The following is a 16676-nucleotide window of genomic DNA, read 5'->3' on the forward strand; positions in this document are numbered from 1 at the left end:
CGCGTAACCACGCTGCTATTCCTGTCACAACGGCTTCCTGGCGTGACGGGCTTAACCCAATGGAGCACTTTTCATGTCACGACAGAATTACGTTTTCACCTCCGAGTCCGTCTCGGAAGGGCACCCTGACAAGGTCTGCGACCGCATTTCCGACGCGGTTCTGGACGCCTTCCTCGCCGAAGAACCCGAGGCGCGCGTCGCCTGCGAGACTTTCGCCACGACCAACCGCGTCGTCATCGGCGGTGAGGTCGGTCTGTCGGACCAGGCCAAGCTGGCCGAATATATGGAACGCATCCCCGACATCGCCCGCGCCTGCATCAAGGACATCGGCTATGAGCAGGAAAAATTCCACCACGCCACCTGCGAAATCACCAACCTGCTGCACGAGCAATCCGCCCATATCGCACAGGGCGTGAACTCCAGCGCCGACAAGGACGAGGGCGCAGGCGATCAGGGCATCATGTTCGGCTATGCCACGAATGAAACCGACGCGCTGATGCCCGCGCCGATCCAGTTCGCCCATGCCATGTTGCGCCGTCTGGCCGAAGTGCGCAAATCGGGCGCCGAGCCGACCCTTGGCCCGGATGCCAAATCGCAGCTTTCCGTGCGCTATGAAAACGGCGTGCCCGTCGGTGTGACCCAGATCGTCCTGTCCACCCAGCATCTGGACGAAAGCATGACCAGCGCCGATGTCCGCGCCGTAGTCGAACCCTATATCCTCGACGTCCTGCCCGAAGGCTGGGTGACCAAGGATACCGTCTGGCACGTGAACCCCACGGGCAAATTCGTCATCGGCGGCCCCGATGGGGATGCGGGTCTGACGGGCCGCAAGATCATCGTCGACACCTATGGCGGGGCGGCCCCCCATGGCGGCGGTGCCTTCTCGGGCAAGGATCCAACGAAGGTTGACCGCTCCGCCGCCTATGCTGCGCGCTATCTGGCCAAGAATATCGTGGCCGCAGGCATGGCCGACCGCGCCACGATCCAGCTCAGCTATGCTATCGGCGTGGCACAGCCGCTCTCGATCTATGTCGACACCCACGGCACGGGCGCCATCGAACCCGCCGCGATCGAAGCGGCCATCCCCAAGGTGATGGACCTCACCCCGCGCGGCATCCGCACGCATCTGTCGCTGAACCGCCCGATCTATTCCCGCACCGCAGCCTATGGCCATTTCGGCCGGCAGCCCGAGGCCGATGGCGGTTTCAGCTGGGAACGCACCGATCTGGCCGAAGCGCTGAAAAAAGCGGTCTGAACCAGTCAGCCACCCGACCAAAGGCGGCGCGGCAACACCCACGCCGCCTTTTGCTTGACCTCACTCCACCTTGAAGCCTTGCCCCGATCCGGCTAAGGGGCAGCACCATGACCGACACCCATCACCCCTCCGGCGCGCCCTGGCGCAATTTCTATGGCCGCTTCAAGGGCAAGACCCTGCGCGACAGCCAGTATCAACTGCTGGATCAGGACCTCGACAAGCTCTCCCCCGGCGCGGTGGGCTGGGACGAAAACCCCGACCGCATCCCGCTGGACCTGCCCGCCCTCTTCGGAGGGCGCGATCTCTGGCTGGAAATCGGCTTCGGCGCGGGCGAACATATGGTGCATCAGGCCGCCGCGAACCCGCAGGTCGGCATCATCGGCTGCGAGCCTTTCCTGAACGGCGTGGCCATGGCACTGGCCAAGATCCGCAAAGCGGGCGTGGACAACATCCGCATCCATCCCGGTGACGCGCGCCATCTGTTCGACGTGCTGCCGCCCGCCAGCGTGTCCCGCGCCTTCCTGCTCTACCCGGACCCCTGGCCCAAGAAGCGCCACCACCGCCGCCGCTTCGTGACGCCCGAGCATCTGGAGCCTCTGGCCCGCACCCTCAAGCCCGGCGCCATCTTCCGCGTCGCGACCGATATCCCCGACTATGTCCGCCAGACGCTGGAAGAGGTGCCGCGCGCAGGCTTCGACTGGCTGGCCGAAGGGCCAGACGACTGGCGCAAGCCCTGGTCCGACTGGATCTCGACCCGCTACGAGCAAAAGGCCCTGCGCGAAGGCCGCACACCCCATTACCTGACCTTCCGCAAGCGCTGATCCGGCAAGGTCCCGCCGGGTCATGAGCGCGGCGTATGGATATTTTCAGCAAGAAGAAACAGCGGCAATGGACCGTGCCTGCGGGCTGGGCTATCACGCTGCGAGCATTTACTGAGGAGCGACCCGATGTCCGGTCATGCCACACCCGTCCCGATGACATCCACCGCCTGCGGCCCCCTGACGGGCGAGGCAAATGTGCCCGGTGACAAGTCGATCAGCCACCGGTCCCTGATCCTCGGCGCGCTCAGCGTGGGCGAGACCCGGATCGAAGGTCTGCTGGAAGGTGAAGACGTGCTGGACACAGCCCGCGCCATGCGCGCCTTCGGTGCCGAAGTGACGGATCACGGCGGCGGGAATTGGTCCGTGCATGGCGTGGGCGTGGGCGGCTTTGCAGAACCCGATCAGGTGATCGACTGCGGCAACTCCGGCACCGGCGTGCGGCTGATCATGGGGGCCATGGCCACATCGCCCATCACGGCCACCTTCACGGGGGACGCCAGCCTGAACAAACGCCCCATGGCGCGGGTCACCGACCCGCTGGCGCTGTTCGGCGCGCAATCCGTGGGCCGCTCCGGTGGCCGTCTGCCCATGACCGTGGTGGGGGCCGCCGATCCGGTGCCTGTGCGCTATGTCGTGCCCGTGCCCTCCGCGCAGGTGAAATCCGCCGTCCTGCTGGCCGGGCTGAACGCGCCGGGCCAAACGGTCGTGATCGAGCGCGAAGCCACGCGCGATCATACCGAACGCATGCTGGCCGGCTTCGGCGCCCAGATCGTCACCCGCGACACCCCCGAGGGGCGCGAGATCACCCTGACCGGTCAGCCCGAACTTGTGGCACAGCATATCGTGGTGCCGCGCGATCCCTCCAGCGCCGCCTTTCCGGTTTGCGCCGCGCTGATCGTGCCCGGCTCGGATGTGCTGGTGCCCAATATCGGCCTGAACCCCACGCGCGCGGGCCTTTTCACCACGCTGCGTGAAATGGGCGCGGACCTGACATATGAAAACCTGCGCGAGGAAGGCGGCGAACCCGTCGCCGACCTGCGCGCGCGCTTCTCGCCCGATTTGCAGGGGATCGAAGTGCCGCCCGACCGCGCGGCAAGCATGATCGACGAATACCCCGTGCTGTCCATCGTCGCCGCCTGCGCGCAAGGCTCCACCACCATGCGCGGCGTCAAGGAACTGCGCGTCAAGGAAAGCGACCGGATCGAGGCCATGGCCACCGGCCTGCGCGCCAATGGCGTGGCGGTCGAGGATGGCCCCGACTGGTGGATCGTCCAGGGTCTGGGGCATGGCAACATCCCCGGCGGGGCCACCGTGGCCAGCCATCTCGATCACCGCATCGCCATGTCCTTCCTCGTGCTGGGCATGGTCACCCGCGACGCGGTCACCGTGGATGATGCCTCGCCCATCGCCACATCCTTTCCCGTGTTCGAGCCGCTGATGCAGGCGCTGGGCGCGCGGATCACGCGGAGCGCGACATGACCTACCGGCGCTATATCCGGATCCTCGCAGCCGCCACCGGCCTTGTCTATCTGCTGATGCTGGGCATTGGCCTGCTGTGGATGGTGCCTGCCAGCGGCGGCCATCTGCCCCCCGACACTTGGATCACCGGCTATGACGCGGCGCGCATGACGGGCTGGATCATGGCCCTCGAACAGCGGGCGCTGACGCTCTATCTCGGGCCGATCCACTGGCTGGACACGCTCTTTCCGCCGCTGCTGGGCCTGCTGCTGGCCAGCATCATCCTGCGGTTGGGGCGTGGCTGGCTGGCGATGGTCCCGTTTCTCTATTCGGCCACCGACCTGTGGGAGAATGCCGTGCTGCGCGGCATCCTGCGTAGCGGCGACGTCAGCCTGTCCGACCATGCCTCTGCCCTGACGCAAGGCAAGTTCGCGTTGCTGGGGCTGGCCGTCGCGCTGCTCTGGATGGTCTGGCGCGATTACCGGCGCAACGGCCCGCTTTATTGAAACCCGCCGCGCCATGGTTTAGCTCTGAGACAAAGGAGCACGCCATGGCCTTCACGATAGCTATCGACGGACCCGCGGCCGCGGGCAAGGGAACCATAAGCCGGGCCGTTGCCGGGCATTTCGGCTTTGCCCATCTGGATACCGGACTCCTGTATCGCGCCGTCGGGATGCGGATGCTGGACGGTGTCGATCCGATCCAGGCGGCCGAGGCGCTGACCCCGCAGGATCTGGAACGCGACGGTCTGCGCGGGGCCGAGGCGGCGCAGGCCGCCTCCAAGGTCGCCACCATCCCCGAGGTCCGCACGGCCCTTCTGGATTTCCAGCGCGCCTTTGCCCGGCGCGCAGGCGGCGCCGTGCTGGACGGGCGCGACATCGGCACCGTGATCTGCCCCGAGGCCGAGGCCAAGCTTTTCGTCACCGCCAGCCCCGAGGTGCGCGCGCGGCGACGCCATGCCGAACTGTGCGCGGCGGGCAGCGACATGACCTATGCCGAGGTGCTGGCGGATGTCCATGACCGCGACGCCCGCGACCGCGACCGCAGCACGGCCCCGCTCAAGCCAGCCGAGGATGCGGTGCTCATCGACACGTCGGCCATGGATATCGAAGCGGCCGTTGCCGCCGCCATCGCCGCCATCGACGCACGCAAGCCAAATCCCTGACATATCTCACGCCGCGCATGGCTGCCCTGCGCGGATGCACACTTGCAGTCACGATCCGCGCGCCTATCTCGCACAGTCTGACCCAAGACACCCCTGTGCAAGAAGGACTGGCATGTTTTACGAGAAACTGGATTGGCGCTATGCGACCAAGGCGATGGACCCGACCAAGACGGTGCCCGAAGACAAGATCGAGCGTATCATCGAGGCCGCGCGCCTTGCCCCCACATCCTCGGGCTTGCAGCCCTTCAAGGTGCTGCTGGTGACCAACCCCGATCTGCGCGCCCGGATCGCGCCGGTGGCGTGGAACCAGAAGCAGGTCGTGGACGGCACCGCGCTTCTGGTCTTTGCCGCATGGGACAACTACACCGCCGAACGGATCGACGCCTTCGTGGACCTGACCGCCGCCGCGCGGGGCGGTCTGACCGACAGCCTCACGGCCTATTACGACAAGCTGAAAGCCGGCTACCTGCCGCGTGATCCGCAGGTGAATTTCGAACACGCCGCGCGGCAAGCCTATATCGCGCTGGGTTTCGCCCTCATGGCCGCCGCCGAGGAAGAGGTGGACGCCACCCCGATGGAGGGATTCGACCCCCAGGCGGTGGACGAGATCCTGGGCCTGGGCGAACTGGGCCTGAAATCGCTGCTGCTTCTGCCCTTGGGCTATCGCGACGCACAGAACGACTGGCTGCATGGCCGCGCCAAGGTGCGCCGGCCGCGCGCCGACTTCGTGATCGAACGCCGCTAGGCGAAAGCCCCCGGCACGGATGCAAGGGGCAGGGGCATCACGCCTTTGCCTCTTGCAAAACAGGGATAACAGGGCTATTGGCCAACCGTCCGAACGGCAGTACCCTGAACAGGGCTGGCAGGAAGCGCGGATCGGGATGACCCGGACGCCGTGTTTCAGCCAGTCTCGTCACTATTTTTCGGACCCATGAAACCCCAAGACCGGCGGAGACAACCGCACGGCCAGAAAACAACGTTGAAAAGGAACTCAGAGACCACATGGCTCAGCGCGCAACTATGGAGGATTTCGAAGCCCTCCTGAACGAAAGCTTCGAAATGGACACCCCCGAAGAGGGTTCGGTTGTCAAAGGCAAGGTCATCGCGATCGAAGCGGGACAAGCCATCATCGACGTCGGCTACAAGATGGAAGGCCGCATCGATCTGAAAGAATTCGCAAATCCCGGTGAACAGCCCGACATCAAGGTCGGCGACGAGGTCGAAGTTTTCCTTCGCCAAGTCGAAAACGCCCGTGGCGAAGCCGTCATTTCCCGTGAAATGGCCCGCCGTGAGGAAGCCTGGGATCGTCTGGAAAAAGCCTATGCCAGCGAAGAGCGCGTCGATGGCGCCATCTTCGGCCGCGTCAAAGGTGGCTTCACCGTGGATCTGGGCGGCGCCGTGGCCTTCCTGCCCGGCTCCCAGGTCGATGTCCGCCCCGTGCGCGACGCAGGCCCCCTGATGGGCCTCAAGCAGCCCTTCCAGATCCTGAAGATGGACCGTCGCCGTGGCAACATCGTCGTGTCGCGCCGCGCGATCCTCGAAGAAAGCCGCGCCGAACAGCGCGCCGAAGTCATCGGCAACCTGACCGAAGGTCAGACCGTCGATGGTGTGGTCAAGAACATCACCGAATACGGTGCGTTTGTTGATCTGGGCGGCGTTGACGGCCTTCTGCACGTCACCGACATGGCATGGCGCCGCGTCAACCACCCGTCCGAGATTCTGGCGATCGGCGAGACCATCAAGGTCCAGGTCATCAAGATCAACAAGGACACCCACCGTATCAGCCTGGGCATGAAGCAGCTTCAGGAAGATCCGTGGGATCTGGTCGCCGCCAAATACCCGCTGGGTTCGGTTCACACCGGCCGCGTGACCAACATCACCGATTACGGCGCATTCGTCGAACTGGAAGCCGGTGTCGAAGGTCTGGTCCATGTCTCGGAAATGAGCTGGACCAAGAAGAACGTGCATCCCGGCAAGATCGTCTCCACCTCGCAGGAAGTGGAAGTCATGGTGCTGGAAATCGACGCCGCCAAGCGTCGCGTCTCGCTGGGTCTCAAGCAGACCATGCGCAACCCGTGGGAAGTGTTTGCAGAAACCCATCCCGAGGGCACCGAAGTCGAAGGCGAAGTCAAGAACATCACCGAATTCGGTCTGTTCATCGGCCTGCCCGGCGACATCGACGGCATGGTTCACCTGTCCGACCTGTCCTGGGACGAGCGCGGCGAAGAAGCCATCCAGAACTACCGCAAGGGCGATGTCGTCCAGGCGGTCGTGTCGGAAGTCGACGTCGAGAAAGAGCGGATCAGCCTCTCGATCAAAGCCCTGGGCGGTGACAAATTCGCCGATGCCGTGGGCGGCGTGAAGCGTGGCTCGGTGATCACCGTCTCCGTGACCGCGATCGAAGATGGCGGCATCGAAGTCGAGTATGAGGGCATGAAATCCTTCATCCGTCGCTCCGACCTCAGCCGCGACCGGTCCGAACAGCGCCCCGAGCGTTTCTCGATCGGCGACAAGGTCGATGTGCGCGTGACCAACGTGGACAGCAAGACCCGCCGTCTGGGCCTCTCGATCAAGGCGCGCGAAATCGCCGAAGAGAAAGAAGCCGTCGAACAGTATGGCTCGTCCGACTCGGGCGCCTCGCTGGGCGACATCCTGGGCGCCGCGCTGAAAGGCGACAAGTGATCCGGTTCTGATCCTTCGGAACCGACAGACAATGACGGCCCCGCCCCCAAAGGCGGGGCCGTTAACTTTTGCGAATCAAGCGCGCGCGCCGGATGCCGCAGCGCATCAATCCGCGCTGCTGCGGCGCGGCAGGGCTCTGTCCGCGGCGCGGCGGGGCACAATTCAGGGCGAAAATCCGCGTGGCATAGCCCATCAGACTGTCAAATGTCTGATTTCGCACATCGTTCCTGTTTCGGGATGCGATCTTTCTTTCTATAGTCGGCCTCAAGCTGCGACAGACAGATGACAGCACTTTGGGAGATATGACCGATGATCAGATCGGAACTGATTCAGAAGATTGCCGATGAGAATCCGCATCTGTTCCAGCGGGACGTCGAAAAGATCGTGAACACGATCTTCGAGGAAATCACCAACGCGATGGCGCGCGGCGACCGGGTGGAACTGCGCGGCTTCGGCGCCTTCTCGGTCAAAAAGCGCGACGCCCGGATCGGGCGCAACCCCCGCACCGGCGAAACCGTCCCCGTGGACGAGAAATTCGTGCCCTTCTTCAAGACAGGCAAACTGCTGCGCGACCGCCTGAACGGAAAGTGACCTGACCCCATGCGCTATATCCGCTACGCCTTTCTGGCCAGCCTTGCCATCGTGCTGATCGTGGTCGCGACCGCGAACCGCGCGGCGGTGACGCTGCATCTGCTGCCGGACACGGTAGAAGGGCTGATCGGCTTCAGCGCCGAGATCACCCTGCCGCTCTTCGTGGTGATCTTCGGCGGCATTATCGCAGGTGTGCTGATCGGTTTCGTCTGGGAATGGCTGCGCGAACACAAGCACCGTGCCGAAGCCGCCCGCCGCACCCGCGAGGTCGAGTCGCTGGAGCGCGAGCTGCGCCGCGAAAAACGCCTCAAGAATCAGGACCAGGACGAGGTTCTGGCCCTGCTGGACGAGGCGTCCTGAACCGTCTATCCCCGCAGTCAGCCAAAACTGCTGCGCGACCGGGGGCCTCATGACTACCGACATCAAGGTCAAAATCTGCGGATTGACCCGCGAGGATGACGTCATCGCCTGCGCCAATGGCGGCGCAAGCTATGTCGGGCTGAATTTCTTTCCCCGCTCGCCCCGCTATGTCGCCCCCGCACTGGCGCGGGATCTGGCGCTGGCCGCTCCCATCGGTCTGGCCAAGGTCGCGCTGGTGGTGGATGCCGATGACGCCACGCTTGATGCCCTCATCGACACCGTCCCGCTGGACATGCTGCAACTCCATGGTCACGAAAGCCCCGCCCGCGTGACGGAGATCCGCACCCGCTATGGCTTGCCCGTGATGAAGGCCATCGGCATCGCCGGGGCAGAGGACTTGGCCCAGATCGACCTTTACGCCGCCGTGGCCGATCAATTGCTGATCGACGCCAAACCACCGCGCGGCGCCGCGCTGCCGGGGGGCAACGGCCTGTCCTTCGACTGGCGTCTGCTGGCGGGGCGCAAATACTGGACCCGGCCCTGGATGCTGGCCGGAGGCTTGAACGCCGCCAACGTGGCCGAAGCGGTCCGCAGGACCGGGGCCATGCAGGTTGATGTCGCCTCGGGCGTGGAAAGCGCGCCGGGCGTCAAGGACGCGCGGATGATCGCCGCCTTCGTCCGTGCCGCGCAGGGCACTGCCCCCGCCGCCTCGCCCCCGGTTCTGCGCTGACATCATCAAACGCGAGATTCTTTTTGACGACTCGCGCTTTCGGTATACCTTCGTACCCGAGGGACATGCCGGATAACCGGACAAAGGCGCGAAACCTGACGGATATCACACGGCCCGATCTTGCTGGGCCACTGAAGCCGACACGATCCGCTGGCATGGCCGTTGACATGAATATGTCGCGGGAGGGATGCCGTGATCGACCAAAGATTGTTCCATTCAGCACTGACAGCGGCTGAACGACAGACCGAAAGGTTGGAATCAGGTGTTGTCACCGAACTCGCGCGCGAGGTGGTCCGGCGATTGGCCGAACATCCCAAACGCGCGATGATGTCGGACCACCACGCCACCCCGGCCGAGATCGAAACGCTTGTCAAAGCCCTTCTGTCCGACCGCCATGCCGCCGCCTCGGACATGCTGACGGGCCTGCAGGCGGACGGTGTGACCCTGTCCGAAGTCTATGTCGGCTACATCACCGGGGCCGCACGGCGCTTGGGCGAACTCTGGGACAATGACGAGGTCGGCTTCCTCCAGGTGACCCTCGCCACCAGCCGCCTGACCGCCATCATCTGCGGTCTGAAAAAGGTGTTCTACGACCGCGAAGGCAGCCCGCAACGCCGCGCGCTCTTTGCCGCCTGTCCCGGTGAAAGCCATGTCATGGGCGTGTCCATGGCCGCAGACCTTTTCCGCCGCGAAGGCTGGGAAATCGATCTCGAGATCGGGCAGACCCATGACGATCTGCTGATGGCCCAGCATCTTGGCGGCTACCCGGTCATCGGTCTGTCTGCCTCTTCGGACGCGATGATCCTGCCACTGGCCCGCTTCGTCCGTGCGGCCCGCCTGCTGACCCCCGGCGCGCTGATCTTTGTGGCCGGAGAGATCACGCATCTGCACGCCGATATCGCCGCCACCGTGGGCGCCGATGGCGTGCTGAACGATCCCGTGACGGCCCTCGACCAGATCAGGCAGGCGCTGGCCATGAACTGACGCCCGCCCTTACCGCTGCGGCACAGGAAAAACCCAAGGGTGGCTTTACCGAACCCGGCAGACGGGCTAGATCATGGGCCAGCCAATGGAAGGTGCCACCGATGCCCGAAGACCTGATCAATTCCTTCATGACCGGACCCGACGACAAGGGCCGTTTCGGCCAGTTCGGCGGCCGCTTCGTGTCGGAAACCCTGATGCCGCTCATCCTCTCGCTGGAAGAGGAGTATGAGAAGGCCAAGACCGACCCCACCTTCTGGGCCGAGATGGAGGATCTGTGGACCCATTACGTGGGCCGCCCCTCACCGCTCTATTACGCCGACCGCATGACCAAACATTTCGGCGGCGCCAAGATCTATCTCAAGCGGGACGAACTGAACCACACGGGCGCCCACAAGATCAACAACGTGCTGGGCCAGATCATCCTTGCCCGCCGCATGGGCAAGACCCGCATCATCGCCGAAACCGGCGCCGGTCAGCACGGCGTGGCCACCGCCACGGTCTGCGCCAAGTTCGGCCTGAAATGCGTGGTCTATATGGGGGCCCATGACGTCGAACGGCAGGCCCCCAACGTCTTCCGCATGAAACTGCTGGGGGCAGAGGTGATCCCCGTCACATCCGGCCGCGGCACGCTCAAGGACGCCATGAACGACGCGCTGCGCGACTGGGTCACGAACGTCCGCGACACCTTCTACTGCATCGGCACCGTCGCAGGCCCGCACCCCTATCCGGCGATGGTGCGCGATTTCCAGTCCATCATCGGCAAGGAAGTCCGCTGGCAACTGGCCGAGCAGGAAGGCGAAGGCCGCCTGCCCGATACCGTCATCGCCGCCATCGGTGGCGGGTCCAACGCCATGGGCCTCTTCTACCCCTTCCTTGATGACCCGTCCGTGAACATCATCGGGGTCGAGGCAGGCGGCAAGGGCGTGGACGAAACCATGCAGCACTGCGCCTCGCTCACCGGCGGCCGCCCCGGTGTGCTGCACGGAAACCGCACCTATCTGTTGCAGGACGAGGACGGCCAGATCCTCGAAGGGTTCTCCATCTCGGCCGGTCTGGACTATCCCGGCATCGGCCCGGAACATAGCTGGCTGCACGATATCGGCCGCGCCACATATGTCAGCATCACGGACAAGGAGGCGCTGGAGGCGTTCCAGCTCTCCTGCGCGCTGGAGGGCATCATCCCCGCACTGGAACCCAGCCACGCGCTGGCCCATGTGGCGAAAATCGCGCCGGATCTGCCCGCCGACCATATCATAGTGATGAACATGTGCGGCCGTGGCGACAAGGACATCTTCACCGTCGCCAAACACCTCGGCTTCGACATGAAGGTCTGAACGGGGTCAAGGCCGGGGCGCTGCCCCGGACCCCGGGATATTTGACGCAAGAAGAAGACGGGACGGTCACCCCTCCCGGCTTCATCTTGCCAAAAATACTCAAATTCCGTCCCGCGCTATTCTGGCAAAGCGTGCCGGACCAGAACCTCCAGCGGCACGATCTCCAGCGCACTCTGATGGGTGGCCTCCAGATTGATGCGCGGCCCGCAGCCCTCATCCACCGCTTGCAGAAACCGCCCCGCGCAGAGGCACCAGTGATCCCCCGGGTTCAATCCCGCAAAGCCGAATTCCGGGCGCGGCGTGGACAGATCATTGCCCACATATTTCGACCAGGCCAGAAACTCGGCGGTCATGATCGCACAGACCGTATGACTGCCCTGATCCTCGGCGCAGGTGTTGCAATGCCCGTCGCGGAAAAAGCCGGTGACCGGGTCAAAGGAACAGGGTTGCAACGTATCGCCCAGCACGTTGAGAGAGTCGTATTTGTCCAGAACCATATGAACCTCGTCTGTTGGGGCTTTCACCGACCTACATAGCATCCGCGATGCGGCGGAACATGGCAATGTTCTGTTGATTGGCCCCCGGCGTGCGAAAGCCCCGGTCCGCGCCATTCGCGGCGATCACCACGCCCTTGGCGCGGTTGACATAGATATACTGCCCATAGATGCCGCGCGCGTAATACTCGCCCGCAGGCGCATCGGGGGCCATCCACCATTGCAACCCGTATTGCTCGGCCCCCGTCGCCGTCGGGGCCGAGGGTTCGGTCGAGGCGGCGACCCAGTCGATCGGCACGATCTGCTGCCCGTTCCACTCGCCCATTTGCAGGAACATCTGCCCGAACCGCGCATAATCCCGCGTGGTCAGGTTCAACCCGCCCAGCACAAAGGCCGTGCCCAACCCGTCCGTGATATACAGGGGATCAGCCTCCAGCCCCATTGGCGCGATCAGCTTCTCCTGCATCAGATCGGGGATGCTGCGCCCGGTGGCGCCCCGGATCACCATGCCGATCACATGGGTGTCGATGGACACATATTGCCATTGCCGCCCCGGTTCCACAAAGGTCTCGGTCAGCCCTGCGGCGAACCCGTCCATCGACTGCCCCAGCGCCAGCACCCGGCCCATCCGGTTGATGTCGGAGTTGAAGTCCAGATAATCCTCGTCAAAGGTCACGCCGCTGGCCATCTGCAACACGTTCAGGATGCTCGCGCCATCATAGGCGCTGCCCGCCAGTTCCGGCGCATACCGGGTCACCGGATCATCCAGACTGTCGATCGCACCCTCCTCCAGCACGATCCCCATCAGCGCGGACAGATAGGATTTCGCCACTGACCAGCTGATCCGGCGATCCATCGAGGTGGTATCAAGATGATAGCTTTCATGCCGTATTGCGCCATCTTTCAGCACGACAAGTGCCGTCACCGCGCGTTCGGCGATCCAGTCATCCATGCCCTCGGGCGGGCTCATGGCCGGGCCAGCGGGCAGGGGGCTGACCGGCCCATCCCCCCGCGCCATGGGCGTGGTCAGGAACAGCCGGTCCATCGCGCTGAAATTGCCGACGATCTTCTCCTCGGCGAACAGGCTGTTCACAGCCAGAAGCCGCGTGATCTCCTCGCGCTTCCAGACGCCCAGAACAGCGGCAGCCAGGATCAGCATCGCAACGGCGCGCAGGGTCCATTTCAACAGGGAACGCATGGGTGTCTTTCCTTATGGGGCAGGGGGTCAGCGGAAACGGTCGATCAACCGCTCCAGAGGGTTGCGCGTATCGGGGGCGGGTTCCGGCGCGGGCTTCGGGGCCTCGGTCTTCACGGGCGCGGGCTTTTCCGGCCGCGCCGGCGCCATCCGTTGCGCCACGGCGTTCAGGAATTTCGGCCCTTCACCGGCGGCCAGCATCGGCGCGCCCTCGGCAATGCCGCGCATCATGTCATCCAGCCAGTCCTGATCCGCCTTGGCAAAATCCGACAGCACATAGGCGGCCACCCGGTCCTTGTGCCCCGGATGCCCGATCCCCAGCCGCACGCGGGCGTAATCCTCGCCGATATGGCCGTGGATCGACCGCAACCCGTTATGCCCCGCATGACCGCCGCCCTGCTTCAGCCGGATCTTGCCCGGTGCCAGATCCAGCTCGTCATGAAAGACGGTCAGATCCGCAGGGTCGATCTTGAAGAAGCGCATCGCCTCGCCCACCGATTGGCCCGACAGATTCATGAAGGTCTCGGGCTTCAGCAGCACGACCCGCGTGCCGCCCAGACGTCCCTCGCTGACCTGTCCCTGAAACTTGGCCCGCCACGGCGCGAATCCATGCGCCTGCGCGATGGCCTCCAGCGCCATGAAGCCGATATTGTGCCGGTTCCCCGCATATTTCGCGCCGGGATTGCCCAACCCCACGAATAGCTTCATGCCCGTGTCCCTTCCTTGCCTGCGACCCTCAGGATATTGACCTGCGCCCGCCTTTTCAATCTTATGCCCCCGCGGCAAGAACCGCCAGCCAGCCCCGCGCCAGCCCCAATGATCCCCAAGACCGGAGGCAAAGATGTCCTTTATCGCAATGAACCGTTTCAAGGTCCGTCACGGATTCGAGGACGCGTTCGAAACCATGTGGCGCGACCGCGAAAGCCGCCTGAACGACATGCCGGGATTCGTCGAATTCCGCCTGCTCAAAGGCCCGGATGGCGACGGTTTCCGCCTCTACACCTCGCATGTGGTCTGGGCCAGCCGCACTGATTTCGAAGGCTGGACCAAATCGCAGCAATTCCGCGACAGCCACAAGGGGGCCGGCAACAGCACCACGCGTGACGCGCTGATGGGCCCGCCGCAGTTCGAGGGCTACGAGACCGTCCTGCACCAGACCTGACACGGACGCAAAAGGCGCGACCCGCAAGGGCCGCGCCTCATCTTCACTGTCCCCCGGAAAACCGGGCCGACGCGATCACTCTTCGGTGTCGTCGTCTTCTTCCTCTGCGTCATCGCCACCGCTGGACCGCAGGCCCGACGGCGCCGAGATGTTCGCGATCACGAAATCACGCTCGATCGTCGGCTTGCTGCCTTCAGGCAGGGTCACATCCGAGATCTTGATGACATCGCCGATGTTCAGACCCGCCAGATCGACCGTGACGTGATCCGGAATGTCACCGGCCAGCACGTTCAGCTCGACTTCCTGACGCACGACCGTCAGCACGCCGCCTTTTTTCAGGCCGGGGCAGGTCTCGTGGTTGATGAAATCCACGTGGATGAACAGGTTGATCCGGCTGGTCCGACGCAGACGCATCAGGTCCAGATGGGTCGGCAGATCCTTGACCACGTCGCGCTGCACATTGCGGCAGATCACGCGCACATCGTCATGGCCGTCAACCTTCAGGTTGAACAGCGTGGACAGGAAACGCCCCTGCTTGAGGCGCTTGAGCAGCGCATTGAAAGGGATGTTGATCGCAACGGGATCGACCCCGCCACCGTAAACGATCCCCGGAACCATGCCGTCGCGACGTGCTTGACGAGCGGCGCCCTTGCCAGTCCCCGTCCGGACATGGGCGTGAAGATCAGGAATTTCTCCAGCCATAATATCTCTCCAAAGTTAGGGCAGGGATCCTCCAAGGCTGTATCCCCGCATGAAGTCGCGCGTATAGACGCATTCCCCCCGCTTGAAAAGAGGGGAATCGCGCCCTTACCCCGCCTCATCCACCACCGCGCCGGTGGGCGTCACCAGATGCCCGCCCGCCGCCAAGATCCGTTGGTGCAGCGCGACATCCGCAGCCATCGCCTGCCGGAACTCTGCCTCGACCGCCGCGCTGATCGCCGTCTCGGCGGGGGGCGAGACATTCTTCTGTGCAGGCTTGATCGCGAAGCCCAGCCTCTCGCTCAGAAACCCGCGCAAGGCCATGGGCCGTTCATAGGCAAACAGATGCTCCACCCGGATCTGCCCGTCCCGCCCCGCGACAAAGGCCCGCTGCGTCCCGATCTTGGCAAAGGGCGGCGGCCTGCGCTCAAGCGTGGCCAGAACAAAGGCGTCAAACCCCATATCCCTGACGCGCTTGCTGTCCGCAGGTCCATCGGGCCGCTGCCGATACCGATACCAGCTGCGCAGATAATCCAGAGGATCCCGGATCACCGCCACGCGCTCCGGCACCAACCCATGCGCCTGCTCCAGATAGGGCGCAAAATGCCGCTCATATTTCCGCAAGGTCAGATGCTTGATCGAGGCTTTCCCCGCCAGCACGATATCCGCCTTGCTCCGCAGCGCCAGATGATAGGCCGTGCTCCCCGTCTTGGGCACGGCAAAAAGAACCAGATTGGCAGCAGCAAACACCAGCATCCATGCACCCTGTCACATCACGCCCGCACACTGCCCCGCGCGGGCCCACGCTGTCAAAGCGTGTTGTGGGGGAGGGGGGACTTTACGACCGCTCCGCCCCGATCCCCCCGCGCGAAATCAAGGCAGCCAGCCGCCACGCGCTTTAGTGACCACCTCTTGGGGCGGTCTTGAGGCTTGGGGAACATGATGGCTGTGAAAGGACTTTCTTTACGATAACATCCATCATACACGATATGGAGGTTGGTCGAAGCACTCGGAATTCAGGAATATTTAATCATGTTCGTGCAAATCCCAAGAGATGACTTTGATCAGAATAAGCCATGACTGTTTCCAGGGCGAATGACTACGAAGCCTTAAAGTTGATTTGACCGGGTTGGGTTTGGATATGTTGCATCCATTAAGAAAGTTACTGTCTGAATTTTTCCAAAAGTATGGAACGGCGGTTGGGTTTTGTTCCCTGGTTTTCATAGGATTTGGGCTCTATCTGTTCGGCCATTTTCACGCACCTGCTCCAGTCAACGCTGATGGAAATCTGGTCTGGTATGCTCAAATATCTTTCGATGTGGGAAGGATGATCCTGGTCGGGGCGATCTTGGGGGCCTTTGTGCGCTTCCTTCATACATTCAGAGCGATCAGAGAAGTGGTGACAGAGGTTTTTTTTCGGTGATGATATTCTCAAGAGAAGAAAGGATCTTGATGATGTCTGGGCAAAGCTCAGCAAGCACATATTCATCCCAGATTTTTCAAATGAAAACGGGTTAAGTGGTGATTTGCAGGAAAGAATTGTCGAGCAACTTAAGCAAGGCATGCAGCACAATAAAACTTTCTATGTGCGATCAAGTGACCGTACGATAACGGTTAAGTGGTTAGAGGTGGCTGCGGAAATCTGAACAGCCAGGATAAGTGGATTTTCCGCGCAATGGCAGCATGATGCTGCGAGCGAGGAGAAGACCATGGCAAGACGACCACGCCGGAACCACAGCCCGGCAT

Annotated in this window: 18 protein-coding genes and 1 riboswitch; of the genes, 13 read left to right on the forward strand and 5 right to left on the reverse strand. The window is 63.3% G+C overall.

The window, feature by feature from the left end; translation table 11 throughout:
- The first annotated feature begins 18 nt into the window (after positions 1-18).
- Positions 19-67, forward strand: a riboswitch (SAM-SAH riboswitch).
- Between the two features lie 6 nt (positions 68-73).
- The 12 genes from metK (at position 74) to trpB (ending at position 11380) form a co-directional block, all read left to right on the forward strand.
- Complete coding sequence (gene metK, locus PVW27_RS16640) at positions 74-1255, forward strand: methionine adenosyltransferase (RefSeq protein WP_274559680.1); 1182 nt, start codon at positions 74-76, stop codon at positions 1253-1255.
- 107 nt (positions 1256-1362) lie between these two features.
- Positions 1363-2076: a tRNA (guanosine(46)-N7)-methyltransferase TrmB gene (gene trmB, locus PVW27_RS16645; protein WP_274559682.1), complete on the forward strand. Its 714-nt coding sequence runs from the start codon at positions 1363-1365 to the stop codon at positions 2074-2076.
- A gap of 126 nt (positions 2077-2202) precedes the next feature.
- Positions 2203-3555, forward strand: coding sequence for a 3-phosphoshikimate 1-carboxyvinyltransferase (gene aroA, locus PVW27_RS16650; RefSeq protein WP_274559684.1), 1353 nt, complete (start codon positions 2203-2205; stop codon positions 3553-3555).
- Positions 3552-4040: a hypothetical protein gene (locus tag PVW27_RS16655; protein ID WP_274559686.1), complete on the forward strand. Its 489-nt coding sequence runs from the start codon at positions 3552-3554 to the stop codon at positions 4038-4040. Before aroA ends, PVW27_RS16655 begins: the two co-directional genes overlap by 4 nt.
- A gap of 44 nt (positions 4041-4084) precedes the next feature.
- Positions 4085-4699 carry a (d)CMP kinase gene (locus PVW27_RS16660; protein WP_274559688.1) on the forward strand — a complete coding sequence of 205 codons (615 nt, stop codon included), beginning with the start codon at positions 4085-4087 and terminating at the stop codon, positions 4697-4699.
- A 112-nt stretch (positions 4700-4811) separates the two neighbouring features.
- Entirely contained in the window at positions 4812-5444 is a 633-nt protein-coding gene (locus PVW27_RS16665; RefSeq protein ID WP_274559690.1) for a nitroreductase family protein, read from the forward strand.
- A gap of 173 nt (positions 5445-5617) precedes the next feature.
- A complete protein-coding gene (rpsA, locus tag PVW27_RS16670; protein WP_274559717.1) occupies positions 5618-7381 on the forward strand; it encodes a 30S ribosomal protein S1 in 1764 nt (587 codons plus the stop codon).
- 309 nt (positions 7382-7690) lie between these two features.
- A complete protein-coding gene (gene ihfB / locus PVW27_RS16675; protein ID WP_274559693.1) occupies positions 7691-7972 on the forward strand; it encodes an integration host factor subunit beta in 282 nt (93 codons plus the stop codon).
- A 9-nt stretch (positions 7973-7981) separates the two neighbouring features.
- Positions 7982-8332: a LapA family protein gene (locus PVW27_RS16680; protein WP_274559695.1), complete on the forward strand. Its 351-nt coding sequence runs from the start codon at positions 7982-7984 to the stop codon at positions 8330-8332.
- A 49-nt stretch (positions 8333-8381) separates the two neighbouring features.
- The gene (locus PVW27_RS16685) at positions 8382-9062 is read left to right on the forward strand and encodes a phosphoribosylanthranilate isomerase (RefSeq protein WP_274559696.1); all 681 of its coding nucleotides are present in this window, start codon (positions 8382-8384) and stop codon (positions 9060-9062) included.
- 192 nt (positions 9063-9254) lie between these two features.
- A complete protein-coding gene (locus tag PVW27_RS16690) occupies positions 9255-10046 on the forward strand; it encodes a cobalamin B12-binding domain-containing protein (protein ID WP_274559698.1) in 792 nt (263 codons plus the stop codon).
- 101 nt (positions 10047-10147) lie between these two features.
- On the forward strand, positions 10148-11380 hold the full coding sequence (gene trpB, locus PVW27_RS16695; RefSeq protein ID WP_274559700.1) for a tryptophan synthase subunit beta: 1233 nt from the start codon (positions 10148-10150) through the stop codon (positions 11378-11380).
- 116 nt (positions 11381-11496) lie between these two features.
- On the opposite strand, the gene PVW27_RS16700 is transcribed toward trpB, so the two are convergent.
- From PVW27_RS16700 to pth, 3 genes are read right to left on the reverse strand one after another with little or no spacing between them, the layout of a single operon-like run.
- Positions 11497-11877 carry a DUF2237 family protein gene (locus PVW27_RS16700; RefSeq protein WP_432762088.1) on the reverse strand — a complete coding sequence of 127 codons (381 nt, stop codon included), beginning with the start codon at positions 11875-11877 and terminating at the stop codon, positions 11497-11499.
- A gap of 31 nt (positions 11878-11908) precedes the next feature.
- Complete coding sequence (locus tag PVW27_RS16705; protein WP_274559702.1) at positions 11909-13072, reverse strand: serine hydrolase domain-containing protein; 1164 nt, start codon at positions 13070-13072, stop codon at positions 11909-11911.
- A gap of 27 nt (positions 13073-13099) precedes the next feature.
- Positions 13100-13777, reverse strand: coding sequence for an aminoacyl-tRNA hydrolase (gene pth, locus PVW27_RS16710; protein ID WP_274559704.1), 678 nt, complete (start codon positions 13775-13777; stop codon positions 13100-13102).
- A gap of 133 nt (positions 13778-13910) precedes the next feature.
- Between pth and PVW27_RS16715 the strand changes: the two genes are divergently transcribed.
- Positions 13911-14231, forward strand: coding sequence for an antibiotic biosynthesis monooxygenase family protein (locus PVW27_RS16715; protein WP_274559706.1), 321 nt, complete (start codon positions 13911-13913; stop codon positions 14229-14231).
- Between the two features lie 75 nt (positions 14232-14306).
- Here PVW27_RS16715 and PVW27_RS16720 read toward each other — a convergent pair whose 3' ends face one another.
- Positions 14307-14933, reverse strand: a complete 627-nt coding sequence (locus tag PVW27_RS16720; RefSeq protein ID WP_274559708.1) for a 50S ribosomal protein L25/general stress protein Ctc — start codon at positions 14931-14933, stop codon at positions 14307-14309.
- A gap of 105 nt (positions 14934-15038) precedes the next feature.
- Positions 15039-15686, reverse strand: a complete 648-nt coding sequence (locus PVW27_RS16725; protein ID WP_274559709.1) for a hypothetical protein — start codon at positions 15684-15686, stop codon at positions 15039-15041.
- Positions 15687-16676: the final 990 nt, after the last annotated feature.

This window comes from Seohaeicola sp. 4SK31 (assembly GCF_028802875.1).
In the GTDB taxonomy this organism is placed as follows: domain Bacteria; phylum Pseudomonadota; class Alphaproteobacteria; order Rhodobacterales; family Rhodobacteraceae; genus Seohaeicola.

Excerpts from the sequence above, each read along its gene's own strand:
- PVW27_RS16725 (WP_274559709.1), bottom strand. The coding sequence starts at position 15,686 with ATGCTGGTGTTTGCTGCTGCCAATCTGGTTCTTTTTGCCGTGCCCAAG.
- pth (WP_274559704.1), bottom strand. The coding sequence starts at position 13,777 with ATGAAGCTATTCGTGGGGTTGGGCAATCCCGGCGCGAAATATGCGGGG.
- PVW27_RS16705 (WP_274559702.1), bottom strand. The coding sequence starts at position 13,072 with ATGCGTTCCCTGTTGAAATGGACCCTGCGCGCCGTTGCGATGCTGATC.
- PVW27_RS16680 (WP_274559695.1), top strand. The coding sequence starts at position 7,982 with ATGCGCTATATCCGCTACGCCTTTCTGGCCAGCCTTGCCATCGTGCTG.
- PVW27_RS16665 (WP_274559690.1), top strand. The coding sequence starts at position 4,812 with ATGTTTTACGAGAAACTGGATTGGCGCTATGCGACCAAGGCGATGGAC.
- trmB (WP_274559682.1), top strand. The coding sequence starts at position 1,363 with ATGACCGACACCCATCACCCCTCCGGCGCGCCCTGGCGCAATTTCTAT.
- ihfB (WP_274559693.1), top strand. The coding sequence starts at position 7,691 with ATGATCAGATCGGAACTGATTCAGAAGATTGCCGATGAGAATCCGCAT.
- metK (WP_274559680.1), top strand. The coding sequence starts at position 74 with ATGTCACGACAGAATTACGTTTTCACCTCCGAGTCCGTCTCGGAAGGG.
- PVW27_RS16700 (WP_432762088.1), bottom strand. The coding sequence starts at position 11,877 with ATGGTTCTGGACAAATACGACTCTCTCAACGTGCTGGGCGATACGTTG.
- PVW27_RS16660 (WP_274559688.1), top strand. The coding sequence starts at position 4,085 with ATGGCCTTCACGATAGCTATCGACGGACCCGCGGCCGCGGGCAAGGGA.
- PVW27_RS16685 (WP_274559696.1), top strand. The coding sequence starts at position 8,382 with ATGACTACCGACATCAAGGTCAAAATCTGCGGATTGACCCGCGAGGAT.
- PVW27_RS16715 (WP_274559706.1), top strand. The coding sequence starts at position 13,911 with ATGTCCTTTATCGCAATGAACCGTTTCAAGGTCCGTCACGGATTCGAG.
- trpB (WP_274559700.1), top strand. The coding sequence starts at position 10,148 with ATGCCCGAAGACCTGATCAATTCCTTCATGACCGGACCCGACGACAAG.
- PVW27_RS16655 (WP_274559686.1), top strand. The coding sequence starts at position 3,552 with ATGACCTACCGGCGCTATATCCGGATCCTCGCAGCCGCCACCGGCCTT.
- aroA (WP_274559684.1), top strand. The coding sequence starts at position 2,203 with ATGTCCGGTCATGCCACACCCGTCCCGATGACATCCACCGCCTGCGGC.
- PVW27_RS16720 (WP_274559708.1), bottom strand. The coding sequence starts at position 14,933 with ATGGCTGGAGAAATTCCTGATCTTCACGCCCATGTCCGGACGGGGACT.